Source organism: Mesorhizobium sp. M7A.F.Ca.US.006.01.1.1 (assembly GCF_003997935.1).
In the GTDB taxonomy this organism is placed as follows: Bacteria; Pseudomonadota; Alphaproteobacteria; order Rhizobiales; family Rhizobiaceae; genus Mesorhizobium.
This window is the reverse complement of the sequence record NZ_RZQL01000008.1, coordinates 1-13466: the sequence shown is the minus strand read 5'-3', so window position 1 is coordinate 13466 and position 13466 is coordinate 1. Positions and strand designations below refer to the sequence as shown.

At 63.3% G+C, this 13466-nt stretch carries 15 protein-coding genes; all 15 read left to right on the top strand.

The window, feature by feature from the left end:
* Nucleotides 1-3 precede the first annotated feature (3 nt).
* A complete protein-coding gene (locus tag EN943_RS02860; RefSeq protein ID WP_013527915.1) occupies nt 4-315 on the top strand; it encodes a (2Fe-2S)-binding protein in 312 nt (103 codons plus the stop codon).
* Complete coding sequence (gene bfr, locus EN943_RS02855) at nt 281-766, top strand: bacterioferritin (RefSeq protein ID WP_013527914.1); 486 nt, start codon at nt 281-283, stop codon at nt 764-766. Before EN943_RS02860 ends, bfr begins: the two co-directional genes overlap by 35 nt.
* A gap of 12 nt (nt 767-778) precedes the next feature.
* Nucleotides 779-2380, top strand: coding sequence for a di-heme oxidoredictase family protein (locus EN943_RS02850; protein WP_127411417.1), 1602 nt, complete (start codon nt 779-781; stop codon nt 2378-2380).
* Entirely contained in the window at nt 2380-3459 is a 1080-nt protein-coding gene (locus EN943_RS02845) for an imelysin family protein (protein ID WP_127411416.1), read from the top strand. The genes EN943_RS02850 and EN943_RS02845 overlap by 1 nt, the downstream gene beginning before the upstream one ends.
* A 1-nt stretch (nt 3460) precedes the next feature.
* Entirely contained in the window at nt 3461-4567 is a 1107-nt protein-coding gene (locus EN943_RS02840; protein ID WP_127411415.1) for a DUF1513 domain-containing protein, read from the top strand.
* Between the two features lie 95 nt (nt 4568-4662).
* Nucleotides 4663-5340 (top strand): tRNA (adenosine(37)-N6)-threonylcarbamoyltransferase complex dimerization subunit type 1 TsaB, encoded by a 678-nt coding sequence (gene tsaB / locus EN943_RS02835; RefSeq protein WP_127411414.1) that lies wholly within the window; start codon nt 4663-4665, stop codon nt 5338-5340.
* A 62-nt stretch (nt 5341-5402) separates the two neighbouring features.
* Nucleotides 5403-5897 carry a ribosomal protein S18-alanine N-acetyltransferase gene (gene rimI, locus EN943_RS02830; RefSeq protein WP_024503455.1) on the top strand — a complete coding sequence of 165 codons (495 nt, stop codon included), beginning with the start codon at nt 5403-5405 and terminating at the stop codon, nt 5895-5897.
* Nucleotides 5898-5918: 21 nt separating this feature from the next.
* Nucleotides 5919-6719 carry a 1-acyl-sn-glycerol-3-phosphate acyltransferase gene (locus tag EN943_RS02825; RefSeq protein ID WP_127411413.1) on the top strand — a complete coding sequence of 267 codons (801 nt, stop codon included), beginning with the start codon at nt 5919-5921 and terminating at the stop codon, nt 6717-6719.
* Nucleotides 6720-6793: 74 nt separating this feature from the next.
* A complete protein-coding gene (miaB, locus tag EN943_RS02820; protein ID WP_127411412.1) occupies nt 6794-8203 on the top strand; it encodes a tRNA (N6-isopentenyl adenosine(37)-C2)-methylthiotransferase MiaB in 1410 nt (469 codons plus the stop codon).
* An 84-nt stretch (nt 8204-8287) separates the two neighbouring features.
* Entirely contained in the window at nt 8288-9280 is a 993-nt protein-coding gene (locus EN943_RS02815; protein WP_023758127.1) for a PhoH family protein, read from the top strand.
* An 18-nt stretch (nt 9281-9298) separates the two neighbouring features.
* A complete protein-coding gene (gene ybeY, locus EN943_RS02810) occupies nt 9299-9799 on the top strand; it encodes an rRNA maturation RNase YbeY (protein ID WP_127411411.1) in 501 nt (166 codons plus the stop codon).
* A gap of 28 nt (nt 9800-9827) precedes the next feature.
* Nucleotides 9828-10940 (top strand): hemolysin family protein, encoded by a 1113-nt coding sequence (locus EN943_RS02805; protein WP_127411410.1) that lies wholly within the window; start codon nt 9828-9830, stop codon nt 10938-10940.
* A gap of 16 nt (nt 10941-10956) precedes the next feature.
* Nucleotides 10957-11427: a VOC family protein gene (locus EN943_RS02800; RefSeq protein ID WP_127411409.1), complete on the top strand. Its 471-nt coding sequence runs from the start codon at nt 10957-10959 to the stop codon at nt 11425-11427.
* Between the two features lie 102 nt (nt 11428-11529).
* Nucleotides 11530-13122, top strand: coding sequence for an apolipoprotein N-acyltransferase (gene lnt / locus EN943_RS02795; protein WP_127411408.1), 1593 nt, complete (start codon nt 11530-11532; stop codon nt 13120-13122).
* Between the two features lie 141 nt (nt 13123-13263).
* A partial coding sequence (locus EN943_RS02790; RefSeq protein WP_164778052.1) for a helix-turn-helix transcriptional regulator occupies nt 13264-13466 on the top strand: 203 nt, incomplete at its 3' end.

The window sequence follows — 13466 nt, the reverse complement described above, 5'->3', positions numbered from 1 at the left end:
CCAATGCTGATTTGTCATTGCAATATCATCACCGAGAAGGAGATCGAGCAGACGATCGTCGGGCTGCTGGACCAGGATCCCTGGCAACTGATCGTGCCGGCGAAGATCTATCATGCAATGCAAAAGCGCGGTCGCTGTTGCGGCTGCTTCCCAAATGTGGTGGAAACGATCATTCGGGTCACCGAAAATTACCACGCCCGCTCGGAGGCGAGCGGCGTGGATGTCGTTTCACACCTGGATCGCGTCAGAGGCCTGCGCATCCAATACGGGAGCAGAATTCATGAAAGGCGATCCGCAGATCATCGAGCGGCTTAACGAGGCCCTTTTTCTGGAGCTTGGGGCCGTCAATCAGTACTGGGTGCATTTCCGTCTGCTTGAGGACTGGGGATACGCCAAGCTGGCAAAGAAGGAGCGGGCTGAATCGATCGAGGAGATGCACCATGCCGACAAGCTCGTCGCCCGCATCATCTTCCTCGAAGGCCATCCGAACCTGCAGTCCGTGGCGCCGCTGCGCATCGGGCAGAACGTCAAGGAAGTGCTCGAATCCGACCTTGCCGGCGAATATGACGCACGTACCGCCTACAAGCGCTCGCGCGAAATCTGCAACGACGCTGGCGACTACGTGACGATGAAGCTGTTCGAGGAATTGCTGGCCGACGAAGAGGGTCACATCGACTTCCTCGAGACGCAGCTCGACCTGCTTGCCTCGATCGGCGAGGAAAAATACGGCCAGCTCAACGCCGCATCGGCGGACGAGGCGGAGTAAAGGCATGCGGGAATGCGGCGCCTGTTAGAATTCGTGCGCCGCTCGCGGCGGGCCAATCGCTCGCCGCTCCCTGAGAAGACGCCGGCCGGATTGGCGCGTCGGCGCGGTGTCATCCTCATGTTGGCGCTTACCTCTTCGGCGATGGCTGGTGATCTTCAACCTGCCGGCCTCGCCACCACGCGCACCGACCTCAATGCGAAGGATCAGGCGCGCGTCACCGCCATCACCAGGCCGACGTCGGATTTTTCCAAACCCGAGCAGTTCGAACTGATGCAAGGTGGCGCCGGCACGTCCCGAAAGGACGTCAGCCGCGATTCCTTCTCGCAATCCTCGGCCAACATCACCTTCGAGGAAGAGGGCGACTTCAAGCTCGGCAATGCCCTTTTCCGCAAGAACTGGGTCTCGTCGCCATCCTCGACGCAGGCTTCGGACGGGCTCGGCCCGCTGTTCAACGAACGTGCCTGCCAGAACTGCCATCTGAAGGACGGCCGCGGCCGTCCGCCGCAAGGCGACGCCGGCACCACGTCGATGTTCCTGCGGCTGGCCCGCGACGCCAGCAGCGTCGAAGAGAAGGCGGCGCTTGCCGACCACGAGGTGCTCAACTTCCCCGACCCGGTCTACGGCATGCAATTGCAGGAGCTCGCCGTACCCGGCCTGCCCGGTGAAGGCAGGATGCATGTCGACTATCAGGAACGTAAGGTAGAGCTGACGGACGGCACTGTAATCTCCTTGCGCAAGCCGGGCTATTCGGTTGTCGATGCTGCCTATGGACCAATCGATCCGCGCACCACGCTGTCGCCGCGGCTGACGCCGCCAATGATCGGCCTGGGCCTGATCGAACAGATCGCGCCGGCTGATATTCTCGCCCACGCCGATCCGGACGACAGGGACGGCGACGGCATTTCCGGCAGGCCGAACATCGTGCGCGATAGCCTGAACGGGGAACTGACGCTCGGCCGCTTCGGCTGGAAGGCGCAGACTGCTTCGATCCGCCAGCAGGCGGCGGATGCCTTTGCCGGCGACATCGGCATCTCGACGCCCGAAGAGCCGAAACACTGGGGCGACTGCACTGCCGCGCAAGCCAAATGCCTCGCCATGCCGAACGGCGTGCAGCAGCGTCTCGGCCCGGTCGAGGCGCCGCCGCCGGTGATGGATCTCGTCACCTTCTATTCGCAGAACCTGGCCGTGCCGGCGCGCCGCGGCCTCGACCGGCCGGACGTGCTCGCGGGCAAAAAAACATTCTACGAGATCGGCTGCATTGCCTGCCACACACCGAAATTCGTCACGCGCCGCGATACGCCCAACAAGGCGCAGGCCTTCCAGTTGATCTGGCCCTATTCCGACTTCCTGCTGCACGACATGGGGCCTGATCTGGCCGATGGCCAGGCTGTGGGCGATGCGACGGGCAATGAGTGGCGCACGCCGCCGCTGTGGGGCATCGGCCTGACCGAGACGGTCAACGGCAATTCCTTCTTCCTGCATGACGGGCGCGCGCGCAGCCTGACCGAGGCGATCCTGTGGCATGGCGGCGAGGCGCAGAAAGCGCGCGACCGCTTTGCCGCCGCCAGTGCGACTGAGCGCGACGCGCTGCTCAAATTCCTGGAGTCACTGTGATGTTCAAGCGTTCTGCATTGTTTCTCGTTCTTCCGCTGGCCCTGCTGGGCGTTGTCCCTGCGTCGGCGGCGGTCAAAGCCTCCGACATCATCCAGCGGGCGATCGATGGCTTCGTCCGCCCGGCCTATGCCGGCCTGCACGAGCATGCGGAAGCCTTGACCGGATCCATGCGCAAGCTGTGCGTCACGCCCTCGCAAGGAGAACTCGATGCCGCACGCGCCGAATTCTCCGCCACCGTCTATGCCTGGTCGTCAGCCGAAATCATCAGCTTCGGGCCGATCAAGGAGAACAACCGGCTGGAACGCATGCTGTTCTGGCCGGATCGCAAGAGCATTGGCCTGAAGCAGGTGCAGGCGGCGCTGTCGGCCAAAGATCCAACCGCCACCGATCCGGCACAACTGGCCGGCAAGAGCGTTGCCATGCAGGGGCTGGGCGCGCTCGAATTCGTTCTTTATGGCGACGGCGCCGATGCACTTGCCGGCAAGGATGATCCCTACCGCTGCGCTTATGGCACTGCTGTTGCCGGCAACATCGAAACCATGGCCGGTGAGGTCAGCGCCGCCTGGAACAAGCCGGACGGCTTTGCAGCGCTTTGGGCCAATCCGGGGCCGCAGAACGCGCTCTACCGCGACGGCAATGAAGCGGTGACCGAACTGGTCGGCGTCTTCATCAACGAGCTGGAAATGGTGCGCGACGTGCGCCTGAAAGGGTTTTTCGGCGGCAAGCCGGGCGCGGACAAGCCGAAGCAAGCGATTTATTGGCGCTCGCAAAACACCACCGCGTCACTGGCCGGCAATCTCTCCGGCATCGATACGCTGTTCCAGGCCTCGAAACTTGGCGACGCCCTGCCGGCCGATGCGCGCTGGATGGCCGAATCGATCCACATCCAGCTGGTCAACGGCGTCGCCACCGCCAAGGCCATCAGCGGTCCAATCGACAAGGCGCTTGCCGATCCGGCGCTGCGTGACAAACTCGACCATTTCGCGCTGATCACCTCCAGCCTGTCGACCCTGATCGGCACCAGGTTGACCGCTGAATTCGGCCTGACCGCTGGCTTCTCCTCGCTGGATGGGGACTGAATTGAAAACCGCTCTGATAGATCGCCGCGATTTCCTGAGAGCTGCAGGCGTTGGCTTCATGGCCGCGATGGCGCCATCGGCTTGGGCAACGACGCTTGCGGCCGACGCCGTCTTCGCCACCGCTTTCGTCAAACGCGACGGCAGCTTTGGCGCTGCCGTCCTGTCCCAGGCCGGCAAAGTCCTGCATGCGATCGACCTGCCCGATCGCGGCCACGATGTCACCTTCGATCCCATATCGAAACGCTCGGTGGTCTTCGCGCGCCAGCCCGGCACCTTCGCCGTGGTTTTCGATCACTCGGGCCGTGACGCGCCGTTGACCATCGCCAGCATCCCCGGTCGGCATTTCTTCGGCCATGGCGTGTTCTCGGCCGACGGGGCGCTGCTCTATGCCACCGAAAACGACTTCGACAACGCCGCAGGCGTCGTCGGCGTGTACGATGCGCGGGCGAAATTCAGCCGTGTCGGCGAGTTCCCGACCTATGGCATGGGTCCGCACGAGCTTCTGCTCCTGGGCGATGGCAGGACGATTGCGGTTGCAAATGGCGGCATCGAGACCCATCCGGATTACGGCCGTGCCGAGCTCAACATCGCCACCATGAAGCCGTCCTACGTGCTGATAGACCGCATAACCGGCAACCTTGTCGAGAAGCACGAATTGCCGGCCGCACTGCATCAGCTGTCGATCCGCCACATGGACACCGATCCGTCCGGAACCGTCTGGTTCGGCTGCCAGTACAGGGGGCCGGGCACCGATCGTCCGTTGCTGGTCGGCCGCGCCACGCGCGGCAAGGATCTGCAGCTGCTCGACATGCCGCAGGACGTTTTGTCCGGCTTCCGCAACTACATAGGCTCGGTCGCCGCCAATCCGGCTGCCGGCACCGTCGCGGTCTCTTCGCCGGAAGGCAATTCGCTTGTCGTCATCGATGCGGCCAGCGGCCGGGTCGTCGCGAACAGCGCGCTGGTCGAGGTCTGCGGCGTGGCGCCCGACAGAACCGGCTTCATGGCCACCACCGGCGCCGGCGAGATCGTCGAGGGCAGCGGTGCGACACGCTCCGAACCGGACTATGTCTGGGACAACCACATGCTGCGCATCGAACAGGCCGCATAGGCTACAAGCGAAGCCGCTTAACGAATTATGCACTATCCCCTTGCGGTGGCGGGCCGTGGCGGGCACAGGGAATTGTTTTTCGAACCGGGCGTTTCATGAATTTGCTTGCCATCGACTGTGCCGCCAACCTCTGCGCTGCTAGCGTCTATGACGCGACGGCGAAGCGGGAGCTTGGCCGTTCGGTGCTCGATCTCGGCAAGGGCCATGCCGAGCATCTGATGGCGGTCATCGCCGAAGCGCTGGAGGCAAGCGCAACCGACTATGCCGGTCTTGGCGCCATTGCCGTCTCTGTCGGCCCCGGTTCCTTCACCGGTCTGCGCGTCGGCGTCTCGACCGCGCGTGGGCTGGCGCTGGCGCTGAAGATACCCGCAATCGGGGTGACGACACTGGAGGCGCTGGCCGCCGAAGCATCAGCGGCATTTCCCGGTCGCGCCGTGCTGGCGGCGCTCGATGCCGGCCGTGAGGAGATCCACGCGGCCTTTTACGACAAAATGTCAGTCTTGACTTACGGTCCGGCCGTGGCCACGCTGGCTGACGTGGTGGCCATGGCGATGGAAACGTCTCCGGTGCTTGCCGGCACCGCGGCAGCGCTCATCAGCGCATCGGCCGGGCGCAAATTCGATGTCGGCCCTCGGACGGCCACCGCCGACATTGTCACCTACGCCCGCCTGGCTGCCGCCAAGGGCGCGGGCGAACGGCCGAAACCACTCTATCTGCGCGGCGCCGACGCCAAGCCGCAGGCCGGGTTCATTCTTTCAAGGATCAGACCATGATCCCGAAAAGTGGGAGCCGGTTTTCGGAAGAGGTCATGGTCAAACAAGAAAACAAAAATTAGATGCGCATACCTTTTCTCCAACCACGCCGCCGGGACTATGCGCTCGAGCCGCTGAGGATCGCCGACAGTCCGGCGGTCTCGCTGCTGCACCGCGAGGACTTTGTCCGCCCCTGGACCGATGGCGAATTCGCGGCCCTGCTCGAACAGGACACTGTGTTCGGCTATGCCGCGCGCGAAACCGGACAGGGCTCCAAGCCGCCCGTCGGCTTCGTGCTGGCGCGGCTTGCGGCAGGCGAGGGCGAGATCCTGACCGTCGCGGTGGCGCGATCGCATCGCCGGCAGGGGCTGGGCTGGCAATTGATGGACGCGGTGTTGCGCGAACTGCACGCGCAGCGCGCCGAAGCGCTGTTCCTCGAGGTCGACGAGACCAATGTCGCGGCGATCGCGCTTTATCGCCGGCTGGGCTTCCGCGAGGTCGGCAAGCGGCCGAATTACTACAGGTCGGCCGAACACGGACCGACCGGCGCGCTTGTCATGCGCCGCGATCTTCGCTAGCGAGACGGCCGGGATGGGGCGATGATCAAGAAAATCAGGATTTTCCTGGCACTGGGCCTCGTTGTCGCCGGTTCGCTGGTCCTCGTGCCGTTACAGATACTGTCGATGAAGACCGGCTGGTGGCCGGAAACCTTCATCCTCAAGATCTGGCACAGGCTGATCATCAGGGCGCTCGGCATGCGCATCCATGTCAAGGGAACGCTGTCCGACAAGCGCCCGCTGCTGGTTGCGTCCAATCACATCTCCTGGACCGACATCATGGTGCTCGGTTCTTTTGCCGACGTAAAGTTCATCGCCAGGGCGGATATGGAAGGCTGGCCGCTGATCGGCATGCTGTCGAAGCTGCAGCGCACCGTGTTCATCGAGCGCGAGCGCAAGCGTTCGTCGGGCGACCAGGCAAGCGAGATTGCCAGCCGCATGGCCAAGGGCGATGCGATGGTGCTGTTTGCCGAGGGCTCGACCGGCGACGGCAATATGGTCCTGCCGTTCAAGAGCACGCTGTTCGGCGCCGCCTCGATGGCGATTTCGGAAGGCGCGGCGGAACAGGTGTTCATCCAGCCGGTGGCGATCGCCTATACGCGTCTGCACGGCGTGCCGCTCGGCCGCCGGCATCGCCCGCTTGCCGCCTGGATCGGCGATGAGGATTTGATGCCGCATCTCAAGGTATTGCTGGCGGAGGGCGCGCTCGACGTCGAGGTGCATTTCGGCGAGGCAATCGCCTTTTCCAAGGGTTCGAACCGCAAGGAGACGTCGAAACTGATGGAAAGCCAGGTGCGTGAGATGATGCAGGCGGCGCTTGCCGACCCGCAGCCGAGCCGCTAGCCCCGGCATGCCCTTGCTGGCGCGGGCCGAGAATCGTCTGTTTTTTGTCACGGAAAGGCGCTAGAAGCCGCCTTATGGACTTGAACACGATAGAAAGCGACGACATCGGCACTACGGCTGGACAGCCGGCGGTGCTTTCCGCGGCAGCGAGAAAGGTCTTCATCAAGACCTATGGCTGCCAGATGAATGTCTATGATTCACAGCGTATGGCCGATGCGCTGGCTGCCGACGGCTATTCCGCGACCGATGCCATTGGCGAGGCTGACCTTGTGCTGCTGAACACCTGTCATATCAGGGAGAAGGCGGCCGAAAAGGTCTATTCCGAGCTTGGCCGTATCCGCGATATGAAGGCCGAACGTGCCCTGGCCGGCCGCGAGATGCTGATCGGCGTCGCCGGCTGTGTGGCGCAGGCCGAAGGCGCCGAGATCATCCGCCGTTCGCCGGCCGTCGACCTGGTCATCGGCCCGCAGACTTATCACCGGCTTCCCGACGTGCTGGCCCGGGTGCGCGGCGGCGAAAAGATCGTCGAGACCGACTACGCCATCGAGGACAAGTTCGAGCATCTGCCGCAGCCCAAGCGCGCGGAGGTCATCAAGCGCGGCGTCACCGCCTTCCTCACCGTGCAGGAAGGCTGCGACAAGTTCTGCACCTTTTGCGTTGTGCCCTACACAAGGGGCTCCGAAGTCTCCCGGCCGGTGGCGCAGATTGTCGCGGAGGCTGAGCGCCTGGCCGAAGCCGGCGTGCGGGAAGTGACGCTGCTTGGCCAGAACGTCAATGCCTGGCATGGCCAGGGCGAGAACGGCCAGGAGTGGGGCCTTGGCCGCCTGCTGTTCAGGCTGGCCGAAATTCCCGGGCTGGCGCGTCTGCGCTACACCACCAGCCACCCGCGCGACATGGATGACGAGCTGATAGCGGCCCATCGCGATCTGCCGTCGTTGATGCCCTATCTGCATCTGCCGGTGCAATCAGGCTCCGACCGCATCCTCAAGGCGATGAATCGCCGGCACACGGCGAGGGATTATCTGGCGCTGCTCGACCGTATTCGTACCGCGCGGCCCGACATCGCGCTCTCCGGCGACTTCATCGTCGGCTTTCCCGGCGAGACAGAAGCGGATTTCGAGGCGACCATGGAACTGGTGCGCCAGGTCAATTACGCCTCGGCCTTTTCGTTCAAATATTCGCCGCGTCCGGGCACGCCGGGCGCCGAAATGCCCGACCATGTGCCGGAAACGGTCAAGGACGAGCGCTTGCAGAGACTGCAGGCTCTGCTTGTGAACCAGCAGCAGGATTTTGGTTTGAGCCTCGTCGGAACCACCATCGACACGCTGATCGAGAAGCCCGGCCGTCAGGCCGGCCAGAAGGTTGGCCGCTCACCTTGGCTGCAGCCGGTTATTGTTGATGAAAAGGCCGGCGAAATCGGTGACATTATCCAGGTGCGAATCACGAAGACGGGCTACAATAGCCTGTTCGCCGAATTGGCCTGAGGGGTCTCGGCAGATGAGGAGAGACGGTTGAGCGCAGCAGAGCTGAAGAACCTGCCCCCGGTACCGGCATCTGGGGCTTCTGACATGGCGCACATCGTTCTGACTTTCGACAACAACAAGCTTGCCAGCGCCCTTTACGGTCAGTTCGACGAAAACCTCGCTAGGCTGGAGCAGAAGCTTGGCGTCGACATCCGCTCACGCGGCAACCAACTGACCATCAAGGGCTCGGCATCGGCCGCCGAGCAGGCGCGCCGTGCGCTCGACAATCTCTACGGCATTCTCCAGAAGGGCGTCGACATCGGCCAGTCCGACGTCGACGGCGCCGTGCGCATGGCGATCGCCGCCGACGATCAGCTGACCCTGCCGACGTTGGAGCGCAAGGGCAAGGTCTCCGCCGCCCAGATCGCCACCCGCAAGAAGACGATCTATGCCCGCTCGCTCAACCAGGACGCCTATATGCGGGCGCTGGAACGGTCGGAACTGGTGTTCGGCATCGGCCCGGCCGGCACCGGCAAGACCTATCTGGCGGTGGCGCATGCGGCGATGCTGCTCGAGCGCGGCATGGTCGAGCGCATCATCCTCTCGCGGCCGGCGGTCGAGGCCGGCGAACGGCTCGGCTTCCTGCCTGGCGACATGAAGGAGAAGGTCGATCCCTATCTGCGACCGCTCTATGATGCGCTCTACGACATGATGCCCGCCGACAAGGTCGAGCGCGCCATTGCCGCCGAAGTGATCGAGATCGCACCGCTCGCCTTCATGCGCGGCCGCACGCTGGCGCATGCCGCCGTCATCCTCGACGAGGCGCAGAACACCACGCCGATGCAGATGAAGATGTTCCTGACGCGTCTGGGCGAAAACTCGCGCATGATCGTCACCGGCGACCCGACCCAGATCGACCTTCCCTCGAACACCAAATCGGGCCTGGTCGAAGCCTTGCGGGTGCTGGACGGCGTGGCGGGTGCGGTCACCGTGCGCTTCAACGACGGCGACGTGGTCCGCCATCCGCTGGTGGCGGAAATCGTCAGGGCCTACGACCGGGACGCCAAGCTGGCTCGTGGCCTCGGCGCCGAGAATTGATGTTGGCGATGCGGCTTCATGCCTGAGGACATAATATCCGGCGACGGGAATGTTCCCGTCGACATCGACATATCGATTGAGGCGGGCAACTGGCCCGACGAGGCAGGCCTGACGCGGCTGGTCGATCGCGCCGTCAAGGCGGCTTTTGCCGAAACCGGCGTGGCGGGCCGTTCCGAACTCAGCCTCGTTTTTACCGACGATGCCCATATCCAGGTTCTCAACGCCGGCTGGCGTGGCAAGGACAAACCGACCAACGTCTTGTCTTTCCCGGCTTTTCCGTTTGCGCAAGGCGGTCCGTTGCCGCCGATGCTGGGCGACATCGTGCTGGCCGCCGAAACGGTCGCCCATGAAGCGGCACTGGAAGACAAGCCTGTCGAGAACCATATCACCCATCTCGTCATCCACGGCCTGCTGCATCTGCTGGGCTACGATCACGAGACCGAGGCCGAGGCCGAGGCGATGGAAGCCGTCGAACGCGCGGCGCTTGCAAGGCTTGCCATTCCCGACCCCTACGCGTAACTACATCTGACCAATTGACCGGACGACGATGAACGACAAACCAGAGACTGCCGCCCGCCCCGACGCCGGCAGTGCGACCAAGGCTTCCGATACGTCGGAAGAGGGATCAAGTCCGAGTACCGTTACCTCTGGCGCTAGCAGTACCTCTGCTGCCGCCGGCACCGGCAGCGCTGCCAGCGAGACATCGCCCGCCGGTCCCTCCCTGTTCGACCGCGTTCTGGGCCTGTTTCGGCAACGCAACGGAACCAGCCTGCGTGAGGAAATCGCCGGCGCGCTTGCCGAGACGACGAGCGATGCCGGCGCCTTCTCGCCCGGCGAACGCGCCATGCTCAACAACATCCTGCGGCTGCGCGAAGTGCGCGTCGAGGACGTCATGGTACCGCGCGCCGACATTCAGGGGGTCGAAATCACGACGACGCTCGGCGATCTCCTGGGCACTTTCGAACAATCCGGCCATTCCCGCATGCCCGTCTATTCCGAGACGCTCGACGATCCACGCGGGATGGTCCATATTCGTGACGTGCTGGCCCACATCACCAAGATCGCGCGCGTCAAGAAGGGCCGCACGACCAGGAAAACCCCCGCCGCCACGGTTCTCGATCTTGCCCAGGTCGACCTCGCCCGCACCATTGGCGACCTCAATCTGATCCGCCCGGTGCTGTTCGTGCCGCCGTCGATGCTTGCCTCCGACCTGATGGGCCGCATGCAGACGACGCGCACCCAGATGGCGCTGGTCATCGACGAGTATGGCGGCACCGACGGCCTTGCCTCGCTGGAAGACATCGTCGAGATGGTGGTCGGCGACATCGAGGACGAACATGACGACGACGAGCCGATGATCACCCAGAGCGGCGACGGCGTGTTCATCGTCGATGGCAAGGCCGAGATCGACGACGTCGCCAAGATGATCGGCGGGGATTTCGCCGCCGGTGAACATGGCGAATATGTCGACACGATCGGCGGCATGATTTTCAACACGCTTGGCCGTGTTCCGGCCCGCGGCGAGGTGGTCCAGGCCATACCCGGCTTCGAATTCCACGTCCTCGACGCCGATCCGCGCCGCGTCAAGCGCGTGCGCATCGTGCAGAGCCAGAAAGGCGAGCGCCGCCGGCGCGCCACCGCGCGAACCGAACAGGCGTAAGTGTTTCGCTCGCCCGATGACTGTCGAAGACCCCTTCAAGCATTCCACGCTGGGGTCCGGTGTCTTCTACAAGGACCCTCGCGCCGCGCTGGACTGGCTTGAAGCAGCATTTGGCTTTGAGCGTAGCATGGTGGTCAGCGATGCTGAGGGAAAACTCGTCCATGCAGAGATGCGATTCGGCGACAGCTACATCATCGTCGATTCCGAATGGAGCGATTACGTCGCCAGCCCGGCTTCGGTCTCGGGCAGGAACACGCAGTCGATCTATGTCAGGCTGAAGCGCGGCCTGGATGCGCATTGCGAGAAGGCGCGGGCTGCCGAGGCTGATATAATCCAGGAGCCGGCGGATCAGTTCTACGGTGAGCGCCAGTATCGTGCCCGCGACCCTGAGGGCCATGTCTGGACCTTCACGCAGACCATCCGTTCGGTTCCGCGCGAGGAGGCCGAGCGGCTGGGGGGCGTTCAAATCGAGGGTTGGCACCGGTAGGGCAGGGCCGGAACTGTGCATCACAGCCAGTCCATCCGCCGTTTGGAGCGCGGAGCGCAGCCTGTTAAATCTTGTGTCCTGATTCGCGACTCGGAAGTATGCATGGAGCGCCTCACCGGCCGGATAATTCTGCTTTGGGGTTGGCGGCGTGCGCTCGTGGCGTTTCTCGCAGGCGCTTTTGCCGTGCTTGGGCAGGCGCCTTACGACTTCTTCGCTGCCTGTTTCGTCTCGTTTCCGCTGCTGGTCTGGCTGCTCGACGGCGCCACCGGCGAAGCTTCCGGCAGCTTGTTCCGGCGTCTGCGGCCGGCTTTCGCCGTCGGTTGGTGGTTCGGTTTCGGCTATTTCCTCGCCGGCCTCTGGTGGATCGGCTCGGCGCTGCTGGTCGAGGCCGACAACTTTGCCTGGGCGCTTCCCTTCGCGGTGGTCGGCATTCCTTTCATGCTCGCCTTTTTCTACGGCTTTGCGGCAATCGTTGCCCGGCTGCTGTGGAGCAACGACATTGGCCGCATCGCCGCCCTTGCCTTCGGATTCGGCCTGGCGGAATGGCTGCGCGATTTCCTGTTCACCGGTTTTCCCTGGAATGCCGTCGGCTACGCGGCCATGCCCGTGCCGCTGCTGATGCAGAGCGTCTCGGTGACGGGCATGATCGGCATGAACGCGCTCGCGGTGTTCGTCTTCGCATTGCCGGCACTGCTGGCGGCACGTCGGCACCTGCGCCTCGGCGCGGCACTGTTTGTCGTGCTCGCCGCCGCCCATGTCGGCTTCGGCTATGTCAGGCTTGCCGCTCCCGAACCGCCAGCTTCACGCAGCCTGGATGTCCGCATCGTCCAGCCGGCCGTGGACCTGTCGGAAAAGTGGGATGCCTCGGTGCGCGACCGCATCTTCGCGGTCCTGATGGGGCTCTCGGCCAAGGCGCCGGACCCAGGCCATCAAAAGCCGCAACTGATCCTGTGGCCCGAAACCTCGGTACCTTTCCTCTTCACCGAGCGTCCAGACGCATTGACGGCGCTGGGGGACATGCTCGGACCCGACCAGATGCTGATTGCCGGCGTCGTTCGCGAGGAAGGCGGTTCGGCGGCGAATGCCGACAGCCGTTACTACAACTCTGTGGTGGCGATCGACGACAAGGGTGAAATCACGGACGCAGTCGACAAGGTTCACCTGGTGCCGTTCGGCGAATACCTGCCTTTCGCCGATCTGCTCCAGCGTTTCGGCATCGAGCAACTGGTTGCCGGGCCAATGAGTTTCGCGGCCGGCAATGAGCGGCACGCCATCACGCTGCCCGATGGCATCCGTGCTCTGCCATTTATCTGCTATGAAGTGATCTTTCCCGATCTTGTGGCAGTTGACGCTGCGTCAGCGCAGCTTATTGTGAACGTTACCAACGATGCGTGGTTCGGCGACACGCCGGGTCCGTATCAGCATTTCAGGCAGGCCCAGATCCGCGCGGTGGAAAATGGATTGCCATTGGTACGTGCTGCCAACAACGGCATCTCGGCCGTCGTCGATCCGCGCGGGCGCATCGTCGATGCGCTGGCGATCGACGCACGCGGCGCCATCGATGCCCACATACCGATTTCCGGACAGGCGCTCATATCTCCCGGCCAACGGCGCATTAACGGAATGCTGATCATGTTGCTGTTTGCCGTTGGGGCAGCGCTGTTGAACGTAAGGCAAAGGCTACGGGTGAATTGACAGCCAACACATTAGAAACTCATACTGTAAGTGCCTGAAAATTTCTCGAAGCCGGTGGATCGTTCTGTTGGGGCAGTTGCCTCCGGCTTTGTTTGGGCGAGAAAAAAATAGAGAAAGCCGAAAAAATTCGGCGAGGAAAAAATGACAGAAGATAACAAGAAGAAACCGAATCCGATCGACATCCATGTTGGCAGTCGCATCCGGCTTCGCCGTAACATGCTGGGAATGAGCCAGGAAAAGCTGGGAGAAAACCTCGGCATCACATTTCAACAGATTCAGAAATATGAAAAAGGCACCAACCGCGTCGGCGCCAGCCGATTGCAGGCGATAGCGTCCATACTCGG

Coding starts and splice junctions, on each gene's coding strand:
- EN943_RS02805 (WP_127411410.1), top strand. CDS start 9,828: ATGAACGACAAACCAGAGACTGCCGCCCGCCCCGACGCCGGCAGTGCG.
- lnt (WP_127411408.1), top strand. CDS start 11,530: ATGGAGCGCCTCACCGGCCGGATAATTCTGCTTTGGGGTTGGCGGCGT.
- bfr (WP_013527914.1), top strand. CDS start 281: ATGAAAGGCGATCCGCAGATCATCGAGCGGCTTAACGAGGCCCTTTTT.
- tsaB (WP_127411414.1), top strand. CDS start 4,663: ATGAATTTGCTTGCCATCGACTGTGCCGCCAACCTCTGCGCTGCTAGC.
- EN943_RS02860 (WP_013527915.1), top strand. CDS start 4: ATGCTGATTTGTCATTGCAATATCATCACCGAGAAGGAGATCGAGCAG.
- EN943_RS02800 (WP_127411409.1), top strand. CDS start 10,957: ATGACTGTCGAAGACCCCTTCAAGCATTCCACGCTGGGGTCCGGTGTC.
- EN943_RS02850 (WP_127411417.1), top strand. CDS start 779: ATGCGGCGCCTGTTAGAATTCGTGCGCCGCTCGCGGCGGGCCAATCGC.
- EN943_RS02845 (WP_127411416.1), top strand. CDS start 2,380: ATGTTCAAGCGTTCTGCATTGTTTCTCGTTCTTCCGCTGGCCCTGCTG.
- rimI (WP_024503455.1), top strand. CDS start 5,403: ATGCGCATACCTTTTCTCCAACCACGCCGCCGGGACTATGCGCTCGAG.
- miaB (WP_127411412.1), top strand. CDS start 6,794: ATGGACTTGAACACGATAGAAAGCGACGACATCGGCACTACGGCTGGA.
- EN943_RS02825 (WP_127411413.1), top strand. CDS start 5,919: ATGATCAAGAAAATCAGGATTTTCCTGGCACTGGGCCTCGTTGTCGCC.
- EN943_RS02815 (WP_023758127.1), top strand. CDS start 8,288: ATGGCGCACATCGTTCTGACTTTCGACAACAACAAGCTTGCCAGCGCC.
- ybeY (WP_127411411.1), top strand. CDS start 9,299: ATGCCTGAGGACATAATATCCGGCGACGGGAATGTTCCCGTCGACATC.